The 26,288-nt window shown below is 68.7% G+C and carries 22 protein-coding genes; 8 read left to right on the forward strand and 14 right to left on the reverse strand.

The features are described 5' to 3' along the window. Positions 1–206: 206 nt before the first annotated feature. From AX018_RS17140 to AX018_RS17150, 3 genes are all read right to left on the reverse strand, one after another. Positions 207–716, reverse strand: a complete 510-nt coding sequence (locus AX018_RS17140) for a chemotaxis protein CheW (protein ID WP_111879753.1) — start codon at positions 714–716, stop codon at positions 207–209. Between the two features lie 201 nt (positions 717–917). Beyond that, positions 918–1,559, reverse strand: a complete 642-nt coding sequence (locus AX018_RS17145; RefSeq protein ID WP_111879662.1) for a 3-oxoacid CoA-transferase subunit B — start codon at positions 1,557–1,559, stop codon at positions 918–920. Position 1,560: 1 nt separating this feature from the next. Beyond that, positions 1,561–2,373: a CoA transferase subunit A gene (locus AX018_RS17150; RefSeq protein WP_111879665.1), complete on the reverse strand. Its 813-nt coding sequence runs from the start codon at positions 2,371–2,373 to the stop codon at positions 1,561–1,563. 162 nt (positions 2,374–2,535) lie between these two features. Here AX018_RS17150 and AX018_RS17155 point away from each other — a divergent pair, with 162 nt between their 5' ends. After that, positions 2,536–3,078, forward strand: a complete 543-nt coding sequence (locus AX018_RS17155; RefSeq protein ID WP_111879667.1) for a PAS and helix-turn-helix domain-containing protein — start codon at positions 2,536–2,538, stop codon at positions 3,076–3,078. 20 nt (positions 3,079–3,098) lie between these two features. Here AX018_RS17155 and AX018_RS17160 read toward each other — a convergent pair whose 3' ends face one another. From AX018_RS17160 to AX018_RS17215, 11 genes are all read right to left on the reverse strand, one after another. Beyond that, positions 3,099–4,379 (reverse strand): NAD(P)/FAD-dependent oxidoreductase, encoded by a 1,281-nt coding sequence (locus tag AX018_RS17160; protein ID WP_111879670.1) that lies wholly within the window; start codon positions 4,377–4,379, stop codon positions 3,099–3,101. A 61-nt stretch (positions 4,380–4,440) separates the two neighbouring features. Then, entirely contained in the window at positions 4,441–5,373 is a 933-nt protein-coding gene (locus AX018_RS17165) for an SMP-30/gluconolactonase/LRE family protein (protein WP_111879756.1), read from the reverse strand. 40 nt (positions 5,374–5,413) lie between these two features. Next, complete coding sequence (locus AX018_RS17170; RefSeq protein ID WP_111879673.1) at positions 5,414–6,298, reverse strand: amidohydrolase family protein; 885 nt, start codon at positions 6,296–6,298, stop codon at positions 5,414–5,416. 6 nt (positions 6,299–6,304) lie between these two features. Continuing rightward, complete coding sequence (locus AX018_RS17175) at positions 6,305–7,273, reverse strand: tripartite tricarboxylate transporter substrate binding protein (protein ID WP_111879675.1); 969 nt, start codon at positions 7,271–7,273, stop codon at positions 6,305–6,307. 48 nt (positions 7,274–7,321) lie between these two features. Further along, the gene (locus AX018_RS17180) at positions 7,322–8,263 is read right to left on the reverse strand and encodes a Bug family tripartite tricarboxylate transporter substrate binding protein (RefSeq protein WP_245951630.1); all 942 of its coding nucleotides are present in this window, start codon (positions 8,261–8,263) and stop codon (positions 7,322–7,324) included. A gap of 266 nt (positions 8,264–8,529) precedes the next feature. After that, entirely contained in the window at positions 8,530–9,543 is a 1,014-nt protein-coding gene (locus AX018_RS17190; RefSeq protein WP_111879680.1) for a tripartite tricarboxylate transporter substrate binding protein, read from the reverse strand. A 137-nt stretch (positions 9,544–9,680) separates the two neighbouring features. Next, on the reverse strand, positions 9,681–10,619 hold the full coding sequence (locus AX018_RS17195) for an NAD(P)-dependent oxidoreductase (protein WP_111879683.1): 939 nt from the start codon (positions 10,617–10,619) through the stop codon (positions 9,681–9,683). Continuing rightward, positions 10,616–11,302: an RraA family protein gene (locus AX018_RS17200; protein WP_111879686.1), complete on the reverse strand. Its 687-nt coding sequence runs from the start codon at positions 11,300–11,302 to the stop codon at positions 10,616–10,618. Before AX018_RS17200 ends, AX018_RS17195 begins: the two co-directional genes overlap by 4 nt. Positions 11,303–11,370: 68 nt before the next feature. Beyond that, on the reverse strand, positions 11,371–12,378 hold the full coding sequence (locus AX018_RS17205; protein WP_111879688.1) for a Bug family tripartite tricarboxylate transporter substrate binding protein: 1,008 nt from the start codon (positions 12,376–12,378) through the stop codon (positions 11,371–11,373). A gap of 51 nt (positions 12,379–12,429) precedes the next feature. Continuing rightward, positions 12,430–13,365 carry an amidohydrolase family protein gene (locus AX018_RS17210; protein ID WP_111879690.1) on the reverse strand — a complete coding sequence of 312 codons (936 nt, stop codon included), beginning with the start codon at positions 13,363–13,365 and terminating at the stop codon, positions 12,430–12,432. A gap of 37 nt (positions 13,366–13,402) precedes the next feature. Continuing rightward, positions 13,403–14,413 (reverse strand): Bug family tripartite tricarboxylate transporter substrate binding protein, encoded by a 1,011-nt coding sequence (locus tag AX018_RS17215; RefSeq protein ID WP_111879693.1) that lies wholly within the window; start codon positions 14,411–14,413, stop codon positions 13,403–13,405. A 121-nt stretch (positions 14,414–14,534) separates the two neighbouring features. Here AX018_RS17215 and AX018_RS17220 point away from each other — a divergent pair, with 121 nt between their 5' ends. The 7 genes from AX018_RS17220 (at position 14,535) to AX018_RS17250 (ending at position 25,874) form a co-directional block, all read left to right on the forward strand. Further along, positions 14,535–15,362, forward strand: coding sequence for an IclR family transcriptional regulator (locus tag AX018_RS17220; protein WP_245951632.1), 828 nt, complete (start codon positions 14,535–14,537; stop codon positions 15,360–15,362). Between the two features lie 49 nt (positions 15,363–15,411). Then, positions 15,412–15,984 carry a peroxidase-related enzyme gene (locus AX018_RS17225; protein ID WP_111879695.1) on the forward strand — a complete coding sequence of 191 codons (573 nt, stop codon included), beginning with the start codon at positions 15,412–15,414 and terminating at the stop codon, positions 15,982–15,984. A gap of 186 nt (positions 15,985–16,170) precedes the next feature. Further along, positions 16,171–18,264 (forward strand): multicopper oxidase family protein, encoded by a 2,094-nt coding sequence (locus tag AX018_RS17230; RefSeq protein WP_111879697.1) that lies wholly within the window; start codon positions 16,171–16,173, stop codon positions 18,262–18,264. Positions 18,265–18,300: 36 nt separating this feature from the next. Next, positions 18,301–19,773, forward strand: coding sequence for a tyrosinase family protein (locus AX018_RS17235; protein ID WP_111879700.1), 1,473 nt, complete (start codon positions 18,301–18,303; stop codon positions 19,771–19,773). Positions 19,774–19,798: 25 nt separating this feature from the next. Further along, the gene (locus AX018_RS17240; RefSeq protein ID WP_111879702.1) at positions 19,799–20,284 is read left to right on the forward strand and encodes a hypothetical protein; all 486 of its coding nucleotides are present in this window, start codon (positions 19,799–19,801) and stop codon (positions 20,282–20,284) included. A gap of 103 nt (positions 20,285–20,387) precedes the next feature. Beyond that, positions 20,388–21,134: a DJ-1/PfpI family protein gene (locus AX018_RS17245; RefSeq protein WP_170146288.1), complete on the forward strand. Its 747-nt coding sequence runs from the start codon at positions 20,388–20,390 to the stop codon at positions 21,132–21,134. Positions 21,135–21,833: 699 nt separating this feature from the next. Next, positions 21,834–25,874, forward strand: coding sequence for a helix-turn-helix domain-containing protein (locus AX018_RS17250; protein ID WP_111879708.1), 4,041 nt, complete (start codon positions 21,834–21,836; stop codon positions 25,872–25,874). Positions 25,875–26,288 lie beyond the last annotated feature (414 nt).

Raw genomic sequence — 26,288 nt, forward strand, 5'->3', positions numbered from 1 at the left:
CCACACCGGGCACGCTGCCCCAACGGCTGGATCAGTTGCTGCAACAGGCCCACTACTTCGTCCTACCGCCACGGCGACCTGAGCGAACCTACCCGCGCGAGGTCAAAAACAGAGCGCACAAGTTCCCAACGAAAAAATGCCAGTCAGCTGTTAACTGACTGGCATTGCCCCGAGGGGCCCGTGCGGGAGGTGGCCGCGGGCGCGGCTCAGGTGGAGGCGACCGAGCGCACCATGCCCATCTCGGCGCTGCTCAGCAGCGACTCGATGTCCATCACGATCAGCATGCGCTCACCCACGGTGGCGATGCCGGTGACGAAGGCCGAGTCCACCTGGCCCTGGAACTGCGGCGCGGGGCGGATCGCGTCGGCCGAGAGCTCCACCACGTCGGCCACCGCATCCACGACCGCGCCGAGTACCGTGCCGCCCACGTTCAGGATGATGACGACGGTGAAGTCGGTGTATTCCGCCTTGGCGCAATGGAGCTTCAGGCGCAGGTCCACGATGGGGACGATCACGCCGCGCAGGTCGATCACGCCCTTGATGAACTCCGGCGCGTGGGCCATGCGCGTGGGCTGCTCGTAGGAGCGGATCTCCTGCACGCGCAGGATGTCGATGCCGTATTCCTCCTGGCCCAGCCGGAACGTGAGGTACTCGGCGGGCGGGAGGGCGGCGGCGCCACCGGAGCGGTGTTGGGCAGAGCTGGGAGTTGACAGCATGGCGGAGTCCTTCATGAAGCGGTACGGATGCGGCGTCACCCAAGGTGCTGCGGCGCGACCCACGGATTGTCGGGCCAGCATAGCAGTCCACCTGTTACTCGTGGTGACATTTACGTGTTTCCCCCAGGGGGAATTCCGCGAACCGGAGCGGCCGGGCCGGTCGATGTTTCACAAAACCGACATGCCCGGGCCGCGTCCATGTCACTGCGGCAGCAGGGTCACGCCGGTCTTGGCCTGCAGGGCCTCGAAGCTCACGCCCGGCGCCAGCTCGACCACCTGGAGCCCGCGCGGCGTCACGTCCAGCACGGCCAGGTCGGTGATGATGCGGTCCACCACGGCCACGCCGGTCAGCGGCAGCGTGCATTCGGGCAGGATCTTCAGGTCCTCGGTGCCGTCCTTCTTGCGGGCCACGTGCTCCATGAGCACGATCACGCGCTTGACGCCGGCCACGAGGTCCATGGCGCCGCCCATGCCCTTGACCATCTTGCCGGGGATCATCCAGTTGGCGAGGTCGCCCCGCTCGCTGACCTGCATGGCGCCCAGGATGGAGAGGTTGATCTTGCCGCCGCGGATCATCGCGAACGACTGGTCGCTGCCGAAGATGGACGAGCCCGGGATCGTCGTCACGGTCTGCTTGCCGGCGTTGATGAGGTCGGCATCCACCGCGTCCTCGGTCGGGAACGCGCCGATGCCCAGCATGCCGTTCTCGGACTGCAGCCACACTTCCTTGGCGCCCGTGTGGTTGGCCACCAGCGTGGGGATGCCGATGCCGAGGTTCACGTAGAAGCCGTCTTCCAGCTCCTGCGCCGCGCGCGCGGCCATCTGGTCTTGGGTCCAGGGCATGTCAGGCTCCTTCTTTCTTGTTGGCGGGCACGGTGGGCACCGGCACTTCGCTGCTGGCGGCGGCCTGCGCGATGACGGCCTGGGCCACCACCTTGGCGGCCACGGGGTCCACCGGCGCGGCGGCGCTCACGGTGCGCTTCTCGATGCGCTTTTCGGGGTTCGGGTTGTGCACGATGCGGTGCACGTAGATGCCGGGCAGGTGCACGTCGTCGGGGGCGATCTCGCCGGTCTCGACGACCTCCTCGACCTCCACGATGCAGATCTTGCCGGCCGTGGCCGCGGCGGGGTTGAAGTTGCGCGCCGTGAGGCGGAACTGCAGGTTGCCGGACTTGTCGGCGCGGTGCGCCTTGACGAGCGACACGTCGGGCACCAGCGAGCGCTCCATCACGTAGGTCTCGCCGTCGAACTCGCGCAGCTCCTTGCCCTCGGCCACGATGGTGCCCACGCCGGTCTTGGTGAAGAAGGCCGGGATGCCGGCGCCGCCCGCGCGCAGCTTCTCGGCCAGCGTGCCCTGCGGCGTGAACTCCAGCTCCAGCTCGCCCGCGAGGTACTGGCGCTCGAACTCCTTGTTCTCGCCCACGTAGGAGGAGATCATTTTCCGGATCTGCCGCGTCTCCAGCAGCTTGCCGAGGCCGAAGCCGTCCACCCCGGCGTTGTTGGAGATGACGGTGAGCTGCTTCGCGCCCGAATCGCGCAGCGCATCGATGAGCGCCTCGGGGATGCCGCACAGCCCGAAGCCGCCCACGGCCAGCAGTTGGCCATCGGCCACCACCCCTTGCAGGGCGGCGTCCGCGGAAGGAAATAACTTGTTCACACCGGTCTCCTCAGTTGGAAAAGTGCATGGGTCCATGAAGGGCGCGCGGCGCGCCGGCGGCCGCGGAGCCCGCCCCGCGCCGGCGATGCGCCGGTGCGCGGGACTCGGGCTACGATACTACGTAGTTTCATAGGTAGTTTTTCGTAAAGAGTAGCACCGAGCATGGAGATCGATTACCGCCTCGCCTTCGACATGGCCCCGGTGGGGCTCGTGCTGTCGCGCAACCGCGCCATGGTGGACTGCAACCGCCACGTCTGCGAGATGTTCCGCGCCTCGCGCGAGGTGCTGATCGGGCAGTCGTTCCAGATCCTCTACCCCAGCGCCAACGAGTACGAGCGCCAGGGCGCGCGCATGGCGCCGATCCTGAACGCGCGCGGCTTCTATGCCGACGACCGCATCATGAAGCGCACCGATGGCGAGGTGTTCTGGTGCCACGTCTCGGGCCGCACGCTCGACCGCGCGGCGCCGCACGCGTCGGGCATCTGGAGCTTCGAGGACCTGAGCGCGCGGCGCCCCGTGAAGGCCGAGCTGACGGGCCGCGAGCGCGAGGTGGCGGCGCGGCTGCTGGAGGGCATGACCTCCAAGGAGATCGGCCGCACGCTCGGCATCAGCCACCGCACGGTGGAGATCTACCGCGCGCGGCTGATGCGCAAGTACGGCGCCAGGGCGGCGGCGGACCTGGTGCACAAGCTCGTCGCGGGCTGACGCCGCGCGGCCCGGCACCGTCAGTGCAGCTTGAGGCGGCCCGACACGCGCTGCTGCAGCAGCCGCGCCAGCGCCAGCACCGCCGTCTTGCCCATGCCCAGGATCGCGCGGTGGTGGTTGAGGTGCAGCGAGATGTACATCCACTTGGCGATGAGCCCCTCCACGAAGAAGTTGCGGCCCATCAGCCCGCCCATGAGGTTGCCCACGCCCTTGTTGTCGCCCAGCGAGACCAGCGAGCCGAAGTCGCGGTACGCGAAGGGCTCGGTGATCTCGTGTTCGCGCAGCATGGCCGCGAGCACGCGGGCCAGGTAGTCGGCCTGCTGGTGCGCCGCCTGGGCACGCGCGGGCACGGTCTTGCCGTCCACCCACGGGCAGGCCGCGCAGTCGCCGAACGCATAGATGCCCGGCTCGGACGTGCGCAGGCGATCGTCCACCACGAACTGGTTGAGGCCGTTCACCGCGAGCCCCATGCGCGCATTGGAATCCGCCGCCTTGATGCCCGCAGCCCACACGATCATCTCGGCGGGGATGGCGCCCGCCGGCGTGACCAGCTCGCCCCGCCGGATCTCGGTCACGCGGGTGCCCGTGCGGATCTGGACCTGCTTGCGCTGCAGCGCCAGGCTCGCCTGCGCGGAGATCTTCTCGGGCAGCCCGCCGAGGATGCGCGGCCCGCCCTCGACCAGCGTGATGTCGAGCCGGAACCGCTGGCCCGTGCCCAGGCTCTCCTGGATCTCGGCATGGGCCTCCAGCAGCTCGGCCGACAGCTCCACGCCGGTGGCCCCTCCGCCCACGATGGCCACGCCCAGCGAGCGGTTCTCGGAGAACGCCGCGCGCGCGCAGGCGGCGAGCCAGTCGGCATGGAAGTGCTGCGCATCGCGCACGTTCTCCAGCAGGTAGGCGTGCCCGATGCCGGGGGTGCCGAACGCGTTGGAGCCGCTGCCGATCGCCAGCACCAGCCGCGTGAAGCTCACCACGCGCTGCGGCACGATGACCTCGCCCTCGGTATCGAGGATCTCCGACAGGGTGAGGGCCTTGCGCGCGGCGTCCAGCGCCGAGAGCTCGCCCATCGCGAAGCTGAAATGGTTGCGGCGCGCCAGCACCGTGTAGGAGAGGCCCTCCTGGTGGGCATCGAGCGTGCCCGCCGCGACCTCGTGCAGCGTGGGCTTCCAGATGTGGAAGGGACTGCGGTCCACCAGCAGGACCCGCTCGCGGCCCAGGCGCTGCCCGAGGCTGCGGCCCAGGCGCGCGGCCAGTTCCAGCCCGCCCGCGCCCCCCCCGACGATCACGATATCGAAGTGCATGCGTCAGTCACCTTTTTGTTGCGTTGCATCAAGTGTATGCACGCACAGGGCCGGCGAACGCTCAGAGACCCCTGGCTTCACTGGGACGGTGCAGCGGCAGGCCCGCAGTGTCCACCACGGCGCGCAGGATCTGCCCGTGCGTGGAATCGGTCACGTACAGCGTGCGCCGCTCCGGCCCGCCGAACGCCAGGTTGGTGATGGAGCTGCCGGGCGCGCCGCGCAGCACCTCCACCGGCTCGGCCCGGCCGTTGAGCACCCAGACCCAGCCCAGGCCCGGGTTGGCGACGCACAGCCGGCCCCCGGCGTCCACGGCCAGGCCGTCCGGGCCGCTGGGGCCGTAGGAGGTGAAGAAACGGCCCACCTTGGCCACGCTGCCGTCGGGCAGCAGCGGCACCCGCCACACGCCGTTGTCCCGGGTGACGGCCAGGTAGAGCACCCGCTCGTCGGGCGACAGCGCCACGCCGTTGGGGCTGGGCACGTTGGCCAGCAGCAGGTCGAGCCGCCCGTCCGGGCGCAGGCGGTACAGGCGCCCGCTCGGGTCGTGCAGGCCGCTCTGGCCCTGGTCGGTGAAATAGAGGTTGCCGGCGCTGTCGAACACCAGATCGTTCACGCCCTTGAAGCGCTCACTGTTGCGGCGCTCCAGGAAGGGCGTGACGCGGCCGCTCGCCACGTCCAGCCGCATGAGGCCGTTCTTGTAGTCGGCGATCAGCAGCGTGCCCGCATCGAGGAACTTCATGCCGTTGGGCTCGCCGTCGTATTCGGCCACCAGCGCCCAGGCGCCCTCGGGGTCGATGCGGAAGATGCGCCCCCAGGGGATGTCGGCCACATAGAGGTTGCCGTCGCCGTCGAACACCGGCCCTTCGAGGAACGAGTCGGTGACGGCGCCGCCGCGGTTGGCGTCGGCCCAGGCGCTGCGCTCGCGGCGGCGCCAGTGCTCGGGCAGGGACGTGAAGGGCTCCAGTGCGCGGACGCACGGCGGTTGCAGCAGAAACATGGGGGGTGTCTTTCCTGGCTTGGTTGCGTTCAGGCGGAATTCAGGGGCCGAAGCCATAGAGCCGCGCCGGGTTGTCCACGAGGATGCCGTCCATCGCGGCGTCCGAGCCGGCCCAGGCGCGCAGCAGGTCAACCAGGGCGGCATCGTCCACGGTGCCCGGCGCCTCGGTGGTGTGGGGCCAGTCGCTGCCCCACACCAGCCGCTCGGGCGCGGCCCGCACCAGCGCGCGGCCCAGGGGCAGCGTGTCGGCATACGTGGGGCCCTGCACGGCGGAGCGCATGTAAGCGCCCGAGAGCTTGACCCAGGTGTTGCCGCCATCCAGCAGCCGGCGCAGCACGCCGAAGGCCTCGGCGGAGGGCCCCTCGGCCGGATCGATGCGGCCCAGGTGGTCGATCACGAGCGGCACCGGCAGGGCCTGCAGCACGGGCGCCAGCGCGACGATCTGTTCCGGGTGCGCGAACACCTGGATATGCCACCCCAGCCGCGCCACCTTGCGCGCCAGCGTGGCCAGCATTCGCGGCGTGGTCTCGCCCCAGGACTGCGGCGAGACGAAGTTCACGCGCAGCCCGCACACGCGGCGCGCGGCCAGGCGGTCCAGCTCCGCATCGTCCACGTCCTCGCCCACCACGGCCACGCCGCGCGCGGCGTCGCCCAGCTGGTCCAGCGCATCGAGCGTGCAGGCGTTGCCGGTGCCGTAGGTGGACGGCGTGACCACCACCGCGCGCGACGTGCCCAGGCGCTGCTGCAGTTGCCGGTAGGCGGCCACGGGGGCCTCGGGCGGCGTGCGCGTCCAGTGCGGCGAGGGCGCGAAGCGCGCATCGAAGATGTGCATGTGGCTGTCGCAGGCCAGCGGCGGCAGCGCCCGCGACGGCAGCGCCACGCCCGCCGAATGCGGCACGGGCGCGGACAGGGGAGGCCGGTTCATGCGCGCTCAGTCCAGCTGGATGTGGCACTGGCGCACCACGGCGCCCCACTTGGCCTCTTCCTTCTTGAGGAAGGTGGCGAACTCCGCCGGCGTGGAGCCGATGGGTTTGGCGCCCAGGTCGCCCAGGCGCTGCTTTACCTCGTCTTCATTCAGCACCTCCACCAGCGCCTTGTGCAGTTGCGCCGCCACGGGGGCGGGCGTGCCGGCCGGCAGCAGCACGCCGTTCCACTCGTAGGCCTCGTAGCCGGGGATGGCCGCTTCCGCCACGGTGGGCACGTCGGGCAGGCGCGGCGAGCGCTCAGGGGCCGAGATCGCCAGCGCCCGCAGCTTGCCGCCCGCCACCAGCGGGTACGACGCCGCGATGGTGCCGAACATGAAGTCCACCTGCCCGCCCATCACGTCGGCGATCGCCGGGCCGCCGCTCTTGTAGGGCACGTGCACCATGTCCAGCTGGAGCTTCTGGCGGAACAGCTCCGAGGCCAGCCGCTGCACCGTGCCGCTGCCGCCCGAGGCGAAGTTGATCTTGCCGGGCTGGGCCCTGGACTTGGCGACGAGATCACCCACGCTCTTGAACGGCGAGTCGGCCTTGACGATCAGCACGTTGGGCGCCAGCAGCACCAGCGACAGCGGCTGCAGCGCGTTGGCGGCATAGGGCATTTTGGCGAACAGGTGCGGGTTGATGGAATACGGCGTGGCGTCGTAGAGCATGGTGTAGCCGTCCGCCGGTGCCTTGGCCACGAAAGCCGCGCCGATGGTGCCGCTCGCGCCGGGCTTGTTGTCCACGATCACCGACGTGCCCAGCTTCGCGCCCATGCGGCTGGCGAGCACGCGCGCCACGGCGTCGGCCGCGCCGCCCGGCGCATAGGGCACGACCATGGTGATGGTGCGTTCGGGAAAGGCGGCGTGCGCCGTGGCGCCGGCCAGGGCGCAGGCGGCCAGCAGGCCGCGGGCGAAGGTCTTGAGGATCTTGTGCATGGGAATGTCTCCAGGGATTGAAATGGGTTCAGGGGGCGCCCGCGGGCATCAATCGGCCTGCAGGCCGAGCTCGCTGGCGACGCGCGTGTAGGCATCGGCCTCCTGCCGCACCTGCCGGGCGAAGGGCTCGCCGCAGCGCAGCGACGCCTCCATCCCCAGGCCGCGCAGCTTTTCGGCCGTCGCATCGCTGCGCGCGAAGGCCGTGGCCACGCGCTCCAGCACCTGCACCACGGCCGGCGGCGTGCCCGCGGGGGCCAGCACGCCGTACCAGGCGTCCGCGGAAAACGCCTTGCCGCCCGCCTGCTCGAACGTGGGCACCTGGGGCAGCAGCGAGGAGCGCTGCGGCGACGCCACGGCCAGCGCCGCCAGCTTGCCGCCCTGCACCTGCGCGAGCACCGAGCCCAGCGTGGCGAAGGAGCTGTCCAGCTGCCCGCCCAGCAGGTCGGTCACCAGCGGCGCAGCCCCCTTGTAGGGCACATGGTTGAACCGCAGCCCGTTGGCGCGCGCGAACATCTCGGTGGCGAAATGGCCCGAACTGCCCACACCGGGCGAGCCGGCCGTGACGCGCCCCGGGGCCTCGCGCACCTTCTGCAGGAAGTCGGCCAGCGAGCGCACGGGCAGCGAGGGGCCCGCCACCAGGACCGTCGGGCTGGTGGCCACCGTGCACACGGGCAGGAAGGACTTCACCGCGTCGAACTTCACCCGCGTGCTGTAGAGCGCGGGGATCATCGTGTGGTTGGTGGCGCCGAAAAGCAGCGTGTAGCCGTCGGCGGGCGCGCCGGCCACGGCCTGGGCGGCCAGGATGGTGTTGGCGCCCGGCTTGTTGTCCACGACGAAGGGCTGGCCCAGCGCCCGGCCGGCCTGCTCCGCGAAGGCGCGGGCCACCACGTCGGTGGGGCCGCCGGCGGCAAAGCCCACCACGAGCCGCACGGGCTTGGCGGGATAGCCCTCCGCCTGCGCGAAGCCCGTGCCAAACGCTACCAAAAACATAGCAAACAATGCAGATTTCACGGCGACATGGCTGCGATCTGGCTTGAACATTCCGTCTTTCTCCCTTCAGTTCTTCATGGTGCATGCATCACCCGCGGTGCATGAAACCGGCGCTGCGCCACCCGCCAGAAGGCCGCGGAGCAGGCCAGGCCCGCGGACGCCGCGCCAGGGCCGCCCCGCCGCGCTGGCGGCGTCCCCCTCCCGCATCGCATCGCGGGGCGAGAGAGGGGAAGGCGCGAAGCGCCACAGGGGGCTGTGGTTGCCCTTCAGTCGATACGGATGCCGCTCGCGCGGACCACGCGGGTCCACTGGGCCGTTTCGGCTTTCACGAAGGCGCCGAAATCGCGGGCGCTGGAGCCCACGCCCTGCACGCCCATCTCGGCGAAGCGCCGCTGCAGCGCCGGGCTGGCGACGATGGCGCGCGCCTCGGCCTCCAGCCGGTCCACGACGGGCCGGGGCGTGCCGGCCGGCGCGAACAGGCCGTTCCATTCGCTCACCTGGAAACCCGGCAGGCCCGAGGCCGCCAGGGTGGGCACCTGCTGCCAGCCGTCCGCGCGCTGCGCCGACGTGATGGCCAGCGCGCGCAGCTTGCCGCTGCGCACGAAGGGGCCGCTGGCCGAGGTGGCGCTGAACATCAGGTCCACCTGGCCGCCCACCAGATCGGTGAGCGCGGGGGCGCCGCCGCGGTACGGGATGTGCGTCATCGAGACCTGGGCGCCCTGCTTGAACAGCTCGCCCGCCAGATGCTGCGCGCCACCGTTGCCCGCCGACGCGAAGGTGAGCTGGCCGGGCCGGGCGCGCGCGGCCTGCACCACGTCGGCCACTGTGTGGAACGGCGACGTGGCCGGCACCACCATCAGCAAGGGGGCCTGGGTGATCAGCGAGACCGGCACGAAGTCCTGGGCCGCGTCGTACGGCAGCTTGGGGAAGAGGCTCGGGTTCACGGTGAAGGCCGTGGCGTCCAGCAGCAGCGTGTAGCCGTCCGGCGCCGCCTTGGCCACGGCCGCCGCGCCGATGGTGCCGCTGCCGCCGGGGCGGTTGTCCACCACCACCGGCTGGCCCAGCCGCTCGGAGAGCTGCGTGGACAGCAGCCGCGCGGTGGTGTCGGCGTTGCCGCCGGCCGGATACGGCACGACGAGCCGGATGGGCTTGTCCGGCCAGGCCCCGGGGGCCTGGGCCTGGGCGGTCGGGGCGGCCAGTGCGGCCGCCGCCAGGCCCAGGGCGGCGAGCGCCGCGCGCAGGCAGGCCGCGGGCCGCGAAGATTGCAGCGTCTGATGCATGTTCGATGTCTCCTGTCATGGGGGCGGCATGCGTTGCCGCCGGTGGGCTCCACGGCCGGGGCGCAGGGGCCGCCCGGCCGTCCGGGGCGGACACGCTGCGCTGGCGTGCCCTGCCCTCTGTCTTTTCTCGTGCGGGATCAGGCCGTGGCGGCGACCGCGTGGCCGCGCGCCAGCACGGCCAGCAGGTTCTTCGCCGCGCCCACGCCCATGTTCACGTAGGCATCGCTCGTCACGCCGCCGATGTGCGGGCTCAGCACGAAGCGCGGCTCGCCCTGGAACGGGTGGCCGGCCACCATCGGCTCCACGGCGAAGCTGTCGAGCCCCGCCGCCATCACCTGGCCCGAGCGCACGGCGGCCAGCAGCGCGGGCTCGTCGATGAGCCCGCCGCGCGCGGTGTTCACCACGATCACGCCGCGCTTGCATTGCGCCAGCGTGGCGGCGCCCAGCATGCCGCGGTTGTCGTCGGTCAGCGGGCAGTGCAGCGAAATCGCGTCGGACTCGCGCCAGATCGTCTCCAGGTCCACGCCCTGCACATGGGCCGGCAGGTCCTTCGCGAACGGGTCGAAGCCCAGCACGCGCATGCCCAGGGCATCGGCCATCCGGGCGAAGCGCAGGCCGATGGCGCCCAGGCCCACCACGCCCACGGTGCGCCCGCCCAGCTCCAGGCTCTTGTGCGTGGCCTTGTCCCAGTGGCCGGCATGCATGCGCGCATCGAGCGGCACCACCGACTTGGCGCAGGCCAGCAGCAGCGCCAGCGCCTGCTCGGCCACGGCCGCCGCGTTGGCGCCCACGGCCGCCACCACCTCGATGCCGCGCGCCCTGGCGGCCGCCTTGTCGATGGTGTCGGTGCCGCTGCCGTGCTTGGAGATCACCTTGAGGGACGGCGCCGCGTCCATCACGGCCGCGCCCACCTTGCCGTAGCGCACGATGATGGCCACCGGGTCGTGCTGGCGGCACAGGGCCACCAGGTCGTCCTCGGTGGGCGTCTTGCCGGCATAGACGACCTGATAGCCGGCCAGCAGGTCCAGCGCCTGCGGCGCCAGGTCGGCGCCCGTGACGATGATGGCGGCGCTCACAGCGACTCTCCTTCCTTGAGCACGCCGGCGGCGCGCAGCGCGGCGGGCAGCCATTTGGAGGCCGTGTCGCCGCGGGCGATCGCCTCGATGCGCGCGGCCTCGTCGGCCACCTTCTTGTCGGCCAGGGCCAGCAGGGCGGGCGCCTTGAGGCGCTCGATGACGACCACGCCATCGGCATCGCCCACCACCAGGTCGCCCGGGTTCACCACGGCGCCGCCGGCGGAGATGGGGTGGTTGATGCGGCCGGGCACGTACTTGGTCGGGCCGGCGGGGTTGAAGCCGGCGCTGAACACGGGAAAGCCCAGCTCCAGCAGCTCCAGCTTGTCGCGGATCGCGCCGTCCACGATCACGCCGGCCAGGCCGATCTTCCGGCAGGCGCTGAGCATCAGCGTGCCCATCAGCGCGGCGGTCTGGTCGCCCTTGCCGTCGATCACCAGCACGTCGCCGGGCTTCGCCAGCGCGATGGCGGCGTGGATCATGAGGTTGTCGCCCGGGCGCACCTCGACGGTGAAGGCCGGGCCGGCAACCTTCATGCCCTGGTGCACGGGCGCCACGCGGCTGTGCATGGTGCCTCGGCGGCCGGCCACGTCGGCCAGGATGGCGGCCTGGAAGGTGGCGGCCCTGGCGACGACGTCGGCACTCACGCGCTCGATGTCGCGGATCACTTCGGGAAGTTGGCTCATGGTGGTTCAGTCCGGTTGAAAAGCGGAAAAAGAAGAGAGAACGGAAAGCGGTGCGACGGAAGCCGGCCTCACTCGGCCTGGATGTTTCCGTCCTTGATGACCTTGGCCCACTTGGCGGAATCGGCCTTCTGCAGATCGCCCAGCTGCCGGGGCGTGCCGCCCACCAGCGTCACGCCCAGCCTGTCGGCCAGGGCGGTCACGCCCGGGTCTCTCAGCGCGTTGGCGATCTCCTGGTTCAGGCGCTTCACGGTGGCCGCGGGCGTCCGGGCGGGCGCGAACACGGCCTGCCACTGCTCGACCACGAAATCGTCCACGCCGGATTCGCCCATGGTGGGCACGGCGGGCAAGGCCTTCAGGCGCTGCGCGGACGTGACGGCCAGCGCGCGCAGCTTGCCCGCCTGCACGTGCGGCAGCGCCGCGGCGGCGGGAGCGAACATGAACTGCACCTGCTCGGCCAGCGTGTCCTGCAGCGCGGGGGTGTCGCCCTTGTAGGGCACGTGGATGAAGCGCACGCCGCTCTTTTGCTGCAGCAGCTCGCCCTGCATCTGCAGGATCGTGCCGTTGCCACCGGAGGCGAAGGCCAGCTGGCCCGGCCGGGCCCTGGCCGCGGCCAGCAGCTCGGCCACGGTCTTGAAAGGCTGGTTCGCGCCCACGACCAGGATGTGCGGGATGGTGCCGATGGTGATCACCGGCTCGAAGCCCGCGATGGGGTCGTAGGGCAGCTTGCCCATGAGGTGCGGCGCGATGGCCTGCGGGCCGATCGACGTGCCCAGCAGCGTGGTCCCGTCCGGCGCGGCCTTGGCCACGAAGGCCGCGCCGATGGTGCCCGTGGCGCCGGGCCGGTTGTCCACGATGATCGTCGCGCCCAGCGCGGAGGCGACGCGCTGCGCCACGTTGCGGCCCAGCACGTCCGTGCTGCCGCCGGGCGGATACGGCACCACCCAGGTGATCGTGCGGCCCCCGGGCCAGCCGTCCTGCGCCAGCGCGGGCCCCGCGGCCAGCGCTGCGCCCAGGGCCGCCAGCACGCGCCGGCGGGCCGCGCCCTGCGGGGAAAGGGAAGAGGAACCGATGCTCATGGAAGAACGCTCTCTGGATGAATAGGAAAGGAATGGCCGGAACGGAGGCCCTCAGGCCCGACCCTGGAGCGGTGCCGGTGGCGCGCCGGCCCCGGTCTCGAAGCCGTAGAGCGCCGCCGGGTTGTCCACCAGCACGCGCCGCAGCGTCGCCCCCGGCCCTGCGCCCGCCACCCAGTCGGCCAGGCGATCGAGCTGGCGGGCGTCGTCGGGCAGGGGCTGCAGGCCCGCGCTGGCCGTGGCGTGCGGCCAGTCGCTGCCCCACACCACGCGCTGCGGCGCGGCGCGCAGGTAGCTTTCGGCCAGCGGGTCGAGTGCCGGGTCCTCCACGGTGTGGCGCGGGCTCACGATGTAGCCGCCGGAGAGCTTGATCCACGCCCTGCCCGCCCCCAGCAGATCGAGCAGCAGCGCGTGGGCCGGGTGGCTGCCGGCCTGCGCCGGCGCGATGCGCCCGAAGTGGTCGAACACCAGCGGCACGGGCAGGCGCCGGAGCACGGGCGCGAGCGTGGCGAGCCGATCGGGCGCCATCAGCAGTTGCAGGTGCCAGCCCAGCGGCGCGATGCGCGCCGCCAGCGGCTCCAGCCGGTCCGCCGAACCCACGACGCCCAGGGACCAATTGAGCCGCACGCCGCGCACGCCGCGTGCATGCATCGCCTGCAGCGCGGCATCGCTCTCGCTCCCGTCGATCACGGCCACGCCGCGCGCGGCCTGCGGGCCCAGGGCCTCCAGGCCGGCCAGCATGCAGCGGTTGTCCGTGCCGTAGGTGGACGGCGTGACCAGCACCGCGCGCTGCGTGCCCAGCCGCTGCTGGAGCCGGCGGTAATCGTCCGCGCTGGCATCGGGCGGCAGCAGCCGCGCGCCGGGCGCCGCCGGAAAGCGCGCGTCGTACACGTGCAGGTGGCAATCGCATGCGCCCGCGGGCACGTCGGTGCGCGGGGCGCCGAGCCCGGCCGAGAACGGCACGGGCGCTGCAAGGCGGTCGGAGGACATGGGTCGGATCGGCCGAAAAGCGCGGGACGCAGCGGTGTCAGTCCAGGCTGGCGCCCGAATCCTTCACGATCTTTCCCCAGCGCGGCACTTCGGCCCGCAGGAACTGCGCGAACTTCTGCGGCGTGCCGCCCATCACCTCGCCCCCCTCGGAGCGCAGTTTTTCGGCCACGTCGGGCTGGGCCAGCGCCTGGTTGATGGCCTGGTTGAGCTGCTGCACGACGGGCGCGGGCGTGCCGGCCGGCGCGAGCACGCCGTACCACGACACGGCCTCGAAATCCTTGTAGCCCGATTCGGCGAGCGTGGGCGTGTCCGGCAATTGCGCCGAGCGCTTGGGCGAGGTGATGGCGATGGCGCGCAGCTTGCCGTTGCGCACCTGGCCCAGCAGCGTGGGCACCGCCGACATGTACAGGTCGATCTGCCCGCCCACGAGGTCCGTCATGGCCTGGGAGGCGCCCTTGTAGGGCACGTGGCGCAGCTTCACGCCCGCGGCTTTCTGGGCCAGCTCGCCCGCCAGATGCGCCACGGTGCCGTTGCCCGAATAGCCCAGCGTCACCGCGTCGGGGCGGCCCCGGGAGGCCGCCACCACGTCCGCGAAGGTCTTGTAGGGCGATTGGACGGGCGCGGCCATCACGATGGGCGCGGACGACACGAGCGCCACCGGCACCAGGTCCTTGAGCGGGTCGTAGGGCAGCTTGGCGTACAGCCAGGGGTTGATGGCGAGGTTGCTGGTCTGGCCCATCACCAGCGTGTAGCCGTCGGGCGCCGACTTGGCCGCCGCGTCCACGCCGAGATTGCCGCCCGCGCCGGGGCGGTTGTCCACCACCACGTTCCAGCGGTTCTGGTCGGCCAGCTTCTGGGCCACGGTGCGCGCGATCATGTCGGTGCCGCCTCCGGGCGGGAACGGCACGATCAGGCGGATGGGCTTGGCGGGCCAGGCGGTCTGGGCGCCCGCGGGGGCGGCGGCCGCCAGGGCCGCGGCGGCCGCGAGGCCGAGCAGCGCGGCGCCCAGGCGCGAAAAGGCACGGCACGGGTGCGTGGTGGATGGCATGTCGGCTTGTCTCCGTTGTAGTGGTGTGGCGGCCGTGGCTTCGAGGCCCGGCATGGCACCGACTTTAGAAAAACGTTTCGCCCCATACAATGATGTTTCATACAACGCAACGCATACCACCATGAGCAACCGCCGCACCCCGCCCGCCGGCCGCACGCCCGCCGCCGCCCCGGCCGCACCTGCGCCGCCCGGCAGCGCCGCCGTCCCCCCCCCAGCGCCCGCGAGCCCGGACGGCGGCGTCATCGCCGTGACCCGCGCGCTGCAGGTGCTGGCCGCCTTCGCGCTGGGCGAGTCGCGGCTGTCGCTGGCCGAGCTGAGCCGCCGGTGCGCGCTGCACAAGACGACGGTGCTGCGGCTCGCCCGCACGCTGGCGCAGTCCGGCTACCTCGTGCAGCGCGAGGACGGCGACTGGCGCCTGGGGCCCGCTGCGGGCTGGCTGGGCGCGCGCTACCAGGCAGGCTTCGACGTGCAGAACGTGCTGGAGCCCGCGCTGCGCGCGCTCACGCAGGCCAGCGGCGAAAGCGCGGCCTTCTACGTGCGCGAGGGCGACGTGCGCACCTGCCTCGTGCGCGTGGAGGGCCCGCAGGCGCTGCGCCACCACGCGCGCATGGGCGAGGGGCTGCCGCTGGACAAGGGCTCGCCGGGCCGCGTGATCCTGGCCTTCTCGGGCGCGCCCGGCGAGGCCTACGAAGAGATCCGCCGACGCGGCTACCACTGGTCCATCGGCGAGCGCGAACAGGGCGTGGCCACCGTGTCGGCCCCGGTGTTCGGCCTGCACTGGCGGCTGCTGGGGTCGGTGTGCATCTCGGGGCCCGCCTCGCGGCTGCCGCCGCCCCGGCTCGAAGCGCTGGCCGGCACGGTGGTGGCGAGCGCGAACCAGCTCTCGTATGCACTCGCGGGCAGCGCCGCCACCCCGGCGGCCACGCGCGCCAGCCAGTGGCATCCGTGATACCGTTTTCCGACGCCGCCCCTGGACGGCGGCGACAGGAGACGAACCCGTGAGCCGCTACCCCTTTCCCGACATCGGCACCCTGCCGGACGACATCCGCGACCGCATCCTCCAGGTGCAGGAAAAAGCCGGCTTCGTGCCCAACGTGTTCCTCGCCTTCGCGCGGCGGCCGGCCGAATGGCGGGCCTTCTTCGCCTACCACGACGCGCTCATGCTCAAGGAGGAAGGCTCGCTCACCAAGGGCGAGCGCGAGATGATCGTGACCGCCACCAGCGCGGCCAACCAGTGCCTCTACTGCGTGGTGGCCCATGGCGCGATCCTGCGCATCCACGAGAAGAACCCCCTGGTGGCCGACCAGGTGGCGGTGAACCACCGCAAGGCCGGCATCGCACCGCGCCAGCGCGCCATGCTCGACTTCGCGATGAAGGTCTGCCAGCGCTCGCACGAGATCGAGGACGCCGACTTCGCCGCCCTGCACGCCCACGGCTTCGACGACGAGGACATCCGGGACATCGCGGCCATCACCGCCTTCTTCGGGCTGTCCAACCGCATGGCAAGCTTCGCGGGCATGCAGCCCAACCCCGAGTTCTACCTGATGGGGCGCGTGCCCCGGCAGCGCTGAGAACGCGTGCATCATCTGAAGCCGTGAACACGCGCCGGGGCGGCGCGGGCGCGCCGCCCCGCTTTGCCGCGCGCCACCATTGACCGGCCGGAACCATCTCGACGATACTGCGCCGCGCGCGGCAGGGTTGCCCAGACGGCCCGCCGCGCAGCAATAACCAAAGCACCCTGTCGAGGGAGGGAATCCATGAAAATCGCACTCCGCCGCGCGCGGACGGCTTTGCCGTCGCTCGCCATCGCCGCCACCGCCATCACCACCGCCGCGCTGCCCGCGCGGGCCCAGGTGGATGCACCCCGGCAAGTCACCAATCCGCCGCTGCTCGAACTCCGGCGCAAGGAGCCCGAGCCGCTGCTCCTGCAGGAGTCCGCGACCGAGCAGGCCGGCAAGGGGCCGCAGACCCTGCGCCTGAAGCAGTTCTCGAACGTCCTCGGTGCGGCCACGCTCTCGCCGTCGCACGAGGCATCGCTGGACCTCAACGTCGTCTACACCAACGGCACCCTCTGGAACCCGTCCACGCAGCGCTACGACAAGGTGCGGCTGCGCAGCTACCAGGGCAGCCGCGTGGACCCCAGGGCGCCCTTCGTGTCGCCCATGCTCGAAGTGCGGCCCGGCGACACCATCCGGATGCGGCTGAACAACCAGCTGCCGCCCGACCCGGGCTGCCTCGACGCCCCCGCCGGCGTGAACACGCCGCACTGCTTCAACGGCACCAACCTGCACACCCACGGCCTGTGGGTCAACCCGGCCGGCAACGGCGACAACGTGCTCATCTCCATCAACCCGGGCGTGAGCTTCGAGTACGAGTACAACATCCCCTCCGACCACCCCGCCGGCACCTTCTGGTACCACACGCACCGGCACGGATCGACGGCGCTGCAGGTGGCCAGCGGCATGGCCGGCGCGCTCGTCATCCGCGGCAACCGCCCTCCGTCGAAGGGCAGGAACGGCGACGTGGACACCCTGCTGCGCCCCACGCAGCGCCAGTCCTTCAAGGAGCGGGTGCTGGTGTTCCAGCAGATCCAGTACGCCTGCCGCGACGCGAGCAACCGCATCAAGCTCAACCCCGACGGCACCTACCGCTGCGACGAGGGCGACGTGGGCGGCATCGAGCACTACGCCGCCGTGGACTCGAAGGACCAGCCCCAGTTCGGCCCGGGCACCTGGGAGAAATCCGGCCGCTACACCAGCATCAACGGCGAGGTGCTGCCCACCTTCGAGGGCGCCCGCGCCGGGCAGATCGAGCGCTGGCGCGCCATCCACGGCGGGGTGCGCGACACCATCAACCTGCAGTTCCGCAAGATGCGCGAGGGCGCGCGCAGCGCCCAGGGCCTGAAGCCCAGCGAGCAGGATGCCTACATCGCCGAGAACTGCACCGGCGCCCCCCTGCCCCAGCACCTGATCGCCGCCGACGGCCTGACCACCGCCGCCGCCATGCCGTCGAACCAGACCGTCTACCAGCCCGGCTACCGCTGGGACGCGCTGATGGTCTTCCCCGAGGCCGGCAACTACTGCGTCATCAACGCCGCCGCGCCGCCCTCGGCCAACGTGGGACAGCGCACGCCCTCGCGCCAGTTGCTGGCGATCGTGAACAAGGTGGCTCCCGGCGGCCCGGTGCCCAAGGACATTTCCGCCTACATCGCCCAGGAGCTCACGGCCGCCGCCGCGACCAACATGCCGGCCGACGTGCGCGCCAAGGTCGCCGCCGACCTCAAGGACGGCCTGAAGCTCACGAGCTTCGTGCCCCATCCCACCATCGAGGACGGCGAGGTCACCGGCACCCAGGTGCTGGCCTTCAACATCGACCTGAGCCAGCAGCCGATCCAGTTCCAGGTGAACGGCCGGCCCTTCGACCCGAGCCGCGTGGACCGCGTGCTGACCCTGGGCGGCGTGGACGAATGGACCCTGCAGTCGGACTTCGTGAGCCACCCCTTCCACATCCACGTGAATCCGTTCCAGGTCGTGCGCATCCTCGACCCCGATGGCAAGGACGTGTCGCTGCCCGATGCCGTCGATCTCGACCCCTCGACCAACACCGTCGATCCGCAGTACCGCGGCCTCAAGGGCGTCTGGAAGGACACGCTCTGGGTCAAGAACAGCAAGAACGACAAGAACCTGGACGGCAAGTACACGCTCATCGTGCGCACGCGCTACCAGCGCTACATCGGCGACTACGTACTGCACTGCCACATCCTGGACCATGAGGACCAGGGAATGATGCAGATCGTGCGCGTGGCCCTGCCCGACGGCGCGGGCGGCGTGAGCAAGGGCCACCACCACTAAAAGCAGCCAAAAGAGAAAAAGAGAGAGGGATTCACCATGATCAACAAAAGAAACATGCTGAAGGCGGCCGTGGCCGCCGGCGCCGTCACCACGTTCTCGGGCCTGGTGCCCGGCCTGCAGCAGGTCCTGGCCGCGCCCAAGCTGCGCGTGCGCCGCTGCGTGAACACCATGGCGCTGGACGATCCGGACCTGGCCACCTACCGCGACTTCGTGGGCATCCTGCAGTCGCGGCCGCAGACCCAGCGCGTGAGCTGGATCGGCTTCGCCAACCAGCATGGCGACGCGCACAGCTTCAAGTACTGCCCGCACGGCGACTGGTACTTCCTGCCATGGCACCGGGGCTTCGTCGACATGTACGAACGCGCGGCGGCCGCACTGACCGGCAACCCGCAATTCGCCATGCCGTACTGGGACTGGACCCTGCTGCGCCAGCTGCCCGCGGCCTTCACCGACCCGACCTACCAGGGCAAGCCCAATCCGCTGTATGTATCCACCCGCCGCGCGCTGACGGGCCGCTACGCCCTCACGGATGAACTCGTGGGGCCGGAGGTGATCAAGAAGATCTATGCGGAAACCAGCTACGAGGCCTTCGGCACGACCCGCAACCCGAAGCAGAACGACCTCAATCCCCAGTGGGTGCCCAAGGGCGGCGGCGCGCAAGGCATCCTGGAGAGCACGCCGCACAACAACGTGCACAACAACATCGGCGGCTTCATGCCCCAGTCGAACTCGCCGCGCGACCCCATCTTCATGATGCACCACGGCAACATCGACCGCATCTGGGCCGCCTGGAACGCCCTGGGGCGCAAGAACTCGGCCGACCCGCTGTGGCTCAACATGCCATTCACCAACAACTACATCGCGTCGAACGGCAGCTTCTACTCCAGGAAGGTGAGCGACCTGCTGAGCACGGCCGCGCTGGGCTACACCTACGACAACCTGCCCGCATCCGACAGCCGCCCCATCGATCCACGGCGCCTCGCCAACCTCTCGGCGCTCTTCAACCCGAAGGCGGCGCAGAACCAGTTGCTGCGGCTCAAGAAGACGGACATGGCGGCGGCCCTGGCGGCCACCTCGGTCGGCGTGCCGTTCCAGCTGAAAGCCCAGGACCTGGCCCCGCTGCGGGCCCCGGCCCAGGGCCTGGAGACGGCGGCCACGCCCCGCGAGGTCGTGGCGCTCATCAGGGACATCCGCATCGCCAACAACGTCCGCGCGATCCGGGTCTTCGTCAACCGCCCGATCGTGGGGCCCGACGTCCCCGTGACCGACCCGCATTTCGTGACCACGCTGAGCTTCCTGCGGCACGATCACGGGCATGGCGACGGCGGCGGGCCGCTGCCCTCGTCCATCGTCAACCTCACCGAGACCCTGCAAAAGCTCTCGCAGCTGCCCCAGGGCCTGCAGGACAACACGGTGACCGTGCAGCTCGTGGCCCTGCCGGAGGAGGGCATCGCCCCGTCGGAGGTGGGCACCGTGGTGCCGGCCTCGGTCGAGATCGCGTTCATCTGACGCGCCCCCGACCGGCGACACCCCCATGGCCGCGCCCCGAGGAACCACCGCCCTGCTGGCCCTGGCGGGCATGCTGGCCGCCTGCGCGGCCGCCACGGGCGCGCCACCGGCACCGGCGCCGGCGGCGACCTCGGCGCGGCAGTGCATCACCCCGGCGCCCGCCGATCTGCAAGCCCTGCGGGAAGATCGGCAGCGCCTGGTGGTGGTGGTCAAGGCCTTCGACCCCGGCGAGCCGGCACATGGCGGGCTCGTGGTGTCGCTGATCGCGGGCGATCCGCCGGCACCGCACGAACTCACCCGCGTCGCCATCCACCCCCTGCAGCCGTTCAAGGCCTCGCAGCCGCAGCGCAGCCAGCGCTTCCTCGTCTCCGTCGCGGGCTTCGCGCACCTGCTCCCGGAAGGCCGGCCCGTGTGCCTGGAGGTCCGCTCCGATGCCGGCCCATCGGCCGGGCAGACAAGAGCCAGCCGGACCGACATCGCCATCGAGCGGGCTCCGATCACCCGCCCGTGACGCGCACGGGCTTCCGATCGCTCCGCGCAGCGATCGCAGCCCCCCCCGCCACCGCTCTCCACCCACCGCGCGCAGCGCGCCCCATCTCACAGGCAGCACCGACATGACCACCGACACGCTCTTCCCGCGCACCCAGCGCATCGGCATCCTGGTATTTCCGGACTTCGAGCCGCTCGACGTCTGGGGCTTCATCGAGGCGTTCTCCATCGCCCGCTTCATCGGCACGTCCTACGCCCAGCCGCCGGCCTGCCCCTTCGAGATCGTGCTGATCTCCAATGAATGCCGGCCGCCGGCCTGGGGCCCGTCCTCCGGGCCGGCACCGGCGCCCGTGCGCAGCTTCAACGGCCCGCGCGTGGCGCCCGACCTGTTCCGCGACGAGGCCCTGGAGCAGCCGTTCTACCTGCTGATGGTGCCCGGCGGCCAGGGCGTGGCGAGCCTGCTGCTGGGCGAGGGCCAGGACGCGCTCGGCGCCCTGCTGGACTGGCTGCGCGCCATGGACGGCCGCGTGGGGCTGCTCACCTCGGTGTGCACCGGCGCGGCCCTGCTGGCGAAGACCGGCCTGCTGGACGGCCGGCCCGCCGCCACCAACCACCAGGCCTTCGGCTGGGTGGCGGGCTTCGGCCCGAAGGTGCTGTGGGACAACACGTCGCGCTGGGTCGATGCGGGCCGCTACGTCACCTCGGCCGGCGTCTCCGCGGGCACCGACATGGCGTGGCACCTGGTCTCCCGCCTGGCCGGCCGCGCGGTGGCCGAGGCGGCCGCCCTGGCCGCCGAATACGACTGGCACCGCGACCCCGGCCAGCCGATCTTCTATCCGCAGCAAGCCGCCGTACCGTCAGGCCCAGGCTGATACGGCTTCGTGTTCCGCGCCAATAAAAGCGTGGATACCCTCCCCCCGGAAAATCGAAGAACTTCCGAGTGGCGATGCGCTGCAAAGTCGTAGACAAATCGCCTTTGCTCACCTCATGCCCCGTGATGGAGCAACAAAGTCGTGGACAACCCAAGATGCTTACGAAAGGGCTACAGCGTGCCTACTCTGACCAAACTTCGGCTGTTTTGCGCCCGTTGCTGTCGCTCAGCGCCCGCGTGCAGCAGTCGGCTTTGCAGCGGTTGCCGTCATCTGCGACTAGAAGTTGACTTCACGGTTCGGACTGGAAAGCCGTCATCGGTTCACCCGGCGATTTGCGAGCGGCGATGACCGCTGTTAAGGGTGAAGAAACCATCCAAGCGGTTAGGCTGCCGTTCACGGCATCGACCCACGATGAATGTCTGCTGCTCGCAGGGGCAGACTAGCGCTTTCGACCCTCAAGAGACGTTCACCGGCAGGCAGTCTGGGCGGCAGGTTTCTGATTACTGCCGACGTTTAGAGCGTTGGTCGCATGCGAACTACCCCGACCAAAGCTGCCGTCGGCGTGCCACCCTAGCAATGTCGGCCATGTATCTGATTGCATACTGAGGCGGCATAGACACTTGGAATTCATAAGCGCCCGCAATTGACTTGGCATTCTTGTACTCACATCATGTGTTCAAAACATTTTGCACACATGATATGAGTACGACTAACGATGCTAGGGCGACCGACTTTGGCCATCGCCTCCAACAATTCCGAATCCAAGCGGGAATTGAGACGCAAAGAGAATTGGCCATAGCGATGGGCGTCCGGCAGCAAACAGTTAGCCGATGGGAGGCCGGCACATCTCGCCCCAGGGCGAAGGACATGCTTCGGCTCGCGCACGTGCTATCCGTAAGCCCCGAGGATCTAGAGAACGTGAGCGAGCGTGGGCTAGATCCGCAAACGACGACGGTCAGTTTCGACCAACCGTTTCCAATCGACTCCCTGAGCGCGGAAGGTTTCGAACGGTTTTGCGACTTCTTCATCTCCGCACTCAACCCGACCGCCGACGTGCACCGGTTCGGCGGGACCGGCCACAAGCAGGACGGCCTGGATATCGAGGCCGTTTTGCAAGATGGGACGATACGCACCTATCAATGCAAGAGGCATAAGGAGTTCGGCGCAGCGAAGGTCGAAGCGGCCGTCAAAGCACACGTCCGTCACGCCGACAAGAAAGTCCTGCTGCTCACGAGAATCGCCAGCCCGCAGGCGAGGGACGCGATTGCCGTCCATCCCGATTGGGAACTGTGGGACAAAGAGGACGTCGCAAAACGGATTCGCCAGATCTCGAAGTCGGAGCAAATTCGCTTGGTGGACATCTTTTTCCCCGGGCAGCGACTCGCGTTGCTCGGCGAAGTCGAGGCCGGCCCTTGGATGTCCGTCGAGGACTTCTTCTCCGCGTTCCTGCGCAAGGAGCGCGCATTCAACCACCTGTGGCAACTGGTGGGACGGAGCGAGGAACTCGCAAACCTATTCGACAGCATCCGCGACAAGGATCGACTCGTCACCCTGCTGACCGGCTCCGGTGGGTCAGGGAAATCCCGTTTACTGTACCAAGCCCTCGCCGATTACCAAGACGCGAAGCCGGGAATACTAGTTAAAGTCCTTTCCGCTACGGAGGAGCTTTCTACGAAGCATCTAGAGAGTCTCGGGCAAGCCGAAAAACTCTTGGTCGTCGACGACGCTCACGACCGAGACGATCTCCCCATGCTTTTCGCCTACGTCGCTAATCCTAAGAATTCGGCGCGAGCGGTCCTTTCCCTCCGGACGTACGGCCTCGAGCGGATCAGGTTGCAGGCGGCCGCCGTCCTTCTCCAGCCTCCCTACACTTTCCAAATCAGCCTCGAACCGCTGTCTCAGAAGCAGTCGGTCGAACTCGCGGCCCAAGTTCTGAAGGAGTACGGCGGCCCAGAATCGGCGGCCGAAGCGGTGAGCCGCTACACCCTCGACTGCCCGTTGGCCACGGTCGTCGCGGCCCAGATCGTGGCGAAGGAGAAGTTGCATCCGGAACTCCTGAGCACCGAAGGCGCGTTCCGAACGACCCTTCTGGCCCGCTTCCAGCAGGTGATCGCGGGAGACCTAGCCCAAGGCAAGGACAGGGAGGCCATCCTCTCCATCCTGAGAGTCCTGGCATTGGTCCAACCGTTCAGCCCGGACGACGCCGGGCTCCTGAAACTGCTGGAGGATGCCGAAGGAATCTCCGTCGCGGACAGCAATCGCCTCGTCAAGACCCTGGTAACGGGCGGCGTAGCGTTCAAGCGGGGCCTGACGTACAGGCTCGCTCCGGATCTCCTCGCCGACTACATCATTGAGCAGAACTGTGTAACCGAGAACGGCGCGTCGTCCGGCTATGCAGAAAAGATCTTCGCCGCGTCGCCGCAATCACTCGTGGAGCACGTTCTGCTAAACCTCGGGAAGCTAGATTGGCGGCTGTCGAGTGGAAACACCGCCAGCAGCCGATTGCTCGATGGGCTGTGGCAGCAATTGCGGCCCACGGGGGAATACGGCGACAAGCATTTCAAGGCAATGACGTCCGTCGCGTACTACCAGCCCACGAGGGCGCTTCAGTTTGCCGAACAAAGCATCGCCGAAGGCAGGATTCCCAAGGACCTGCCGGAACTCGTCAAGTACGCCGCCTACAATTTCGAGCACTTGCAACGAGCCTGCGGTTGCCTGTGGGAATTGGGGAAATCGGACGAAAGGCAGTTGCACCAACACCCCAGCCACGCCATCCGCATACTGAAGGAACTCTGCGCGGTGGAGCCCAATAAGTCGGTCGAGTACAACGCCGAGGTCGTCGGATTCGGACTGTCGCTCTTGGATTACCCCGACTCGTGGAACGGTGCGTACACGCCATATGACTTCCTGAGCGGAATCCTCCAAACCGAAGGCCACACCACGTCTTCGAATGGCCGTGCGTTTTCGTTCAGCCCGTACTTCGTGAGGCAGGAAGCCGTTGCTTCGCTGCGAAAAGATGTGATTTCCGCTGCAATCGCCCGACTCGAATCCGAGCGGTTGGACGTCGCGATCCTATCCGCGAGGGCGCTTTCCGATGCGCTCAGGTATCCGATGGGTCTATTCGGGGCTGCCGTTCCGGAGACGGACCGCGAGCGTTGGACCGACGAATTCGTTGGCACTTTGGAATCAATTAAGGGTAAGGTGCTGTCGTCGATACTGGATCCGTTCGTCTGGTTCGAACTGCTTACTTCGATCTCTTGGCACGCGAAATTCGCCAGCGGCAGGACAAGCTACGTAGCAAACGAGATATTCGCCCTTACCCCGGACAGCCTCGAATTCCGGACGATACGCGCGTTCGTCGACGGGTATGGGCACCTGGTCGAAGATTCGAATTTCGAAACCAGGCAAGAGGAATGGGAGGCGACCATCCGGCACACCGCAGCAGAGATAGCCGACACCTTCCAGAACCCGGAGGCGATTGTGCACTTCGTAGCGTCGACCCTGGCGAGGGTCGAAGAAATAAAACTGAATAGGAATGCTTCGCCCCACGTCCTGCTCCACGAACTGCTCGCCGGCACAAACTCCTTGGCGCAATACGTCATGGAGTACGCGCTTGGAAAGCCGAAATCCGCCATCGCCCGATACGTCCCCATGGCCTTGCCGAGGATCTATTCGGAAGACGTCGCAAGTGGAAGGGCGTTTACGTCCAGAATCTTAGCTTCCGGGAGTCCGGAACTGAGAGCATCGCTGGCCCGCTGTCTCGGCAAAGTCCTTGGGAACTCATCCCTGGGCGAATACGAATTCGACACCCTGAAGGGATTTCTCTCTTCAGACGACGAATACGAAGTTGCGACTGCGGCGGGCGAGTTACGCCATGTCGGGGCGTTGGACGCCGCGAAAGCGTTGGAGCTCATAGGAGCCACGAATTTCTGTGGTTCCGAGCATGTTGCCGACGAGGTCCTCTCCCTCTTTGAATCCCCTGGACCGATTCCGCCCGACCTGCTCGATTCCCGCTCGGTAAGCGTCCTACTGGACAAACTGTTCCCCATACCGGTTCTGGAAAAGTATTGGATCCAGAAATTTCTCGCGTCCACTTCGGTGAGGTACCCGGTGGAAACGCTGGATTTCTTCAAGAAGCGCGTCGCGCACGCGGCTTCGATGGAGGATTACGCGTTCCGTCCCTGCAACTTCGGCCCGTACGGGCACGAGCCTTTGCGGTTCGCCGAGTCGGCGGCATTGGAAGACTTGTGCAAGGACGTATGGTCTTGGATGAGAGGTGGCGATGGCAGCGACCACAAGTTCCAATACTTCGCCTCGCACCTTTTCGGCGCTGTATTTTCCGCAACGGACGACAGGACGCTGTCTTTCATGCGGAATAAGTGCTCCGGCGACAGCCTCGATATCTCACTCATTGGGAAAATCCTCCGCGAGGCCGACCACGCATTCTCTTTGGACAATCCGACCTTCGTCGTCGGCTATCTCACGGCGGCCAAGTCGCACGGCAGTAAGTGCCTCGAATCCGCCACCAGTGCACTGTATTCTGCGGCCGTGAGCGGAGGAAAACAGGGGACGCCGGGCGAACCGTTTCCCCGTGACGTGGAGGCCTTGGAAAAAGCGAAGTCCATTCTCGATTCGCTCCCTCGTTTCTCCCCCGCTTATAGGCTCTACGACCTCATCAAGCAGGACGCGGAGAAGAACATCGCCGAATCGCTAAAGGAGCGGGATTTGTTCGAGGAGTAATAAGGCCATGCTTGTGTGCGCTGTGCTGGTTTCGGTCACATAGCAGACCCATCACACCGAGCATCTCACTGGCAGCACTGGCCGAACAGCACGTATAGGCCGTCCGTCAGGTTTCGGATTCGAGCAGTCCCCTGTGTGGCCGCTTTCTAGAAACCTGCAACGGCAGCAGATGGCCGATAGTACGCACTGGACAGCAAAACGCTAACGACTTCAATGCGCTGCAAAGCGACCGCCGATGAGTCGGGACAAAAAGAAACCAAAAAGCTGAGCAGCCTATTTGCATCAATAGTGCCAACTTGCTGCGTGGGGCTATGCGCGGGCCCTCTCAGGTGAGAGTCGGCTGTATCCGTGAGCACACCCATCGCAAAGTTTGAAGTGTCCACAACTATATTGGCGTGTTCACGACTTTATTGG

The sequence above is a fragment of the Paracidovorax anthurii genome, assembly GCF_003269065.1.
GTDB lineage: Bacteria > Pseudomonadota > Gammaproteobacteria > Burkholderiales > Burkholderiaceae_C > Paracidovorax > Paracidovorax anthurii.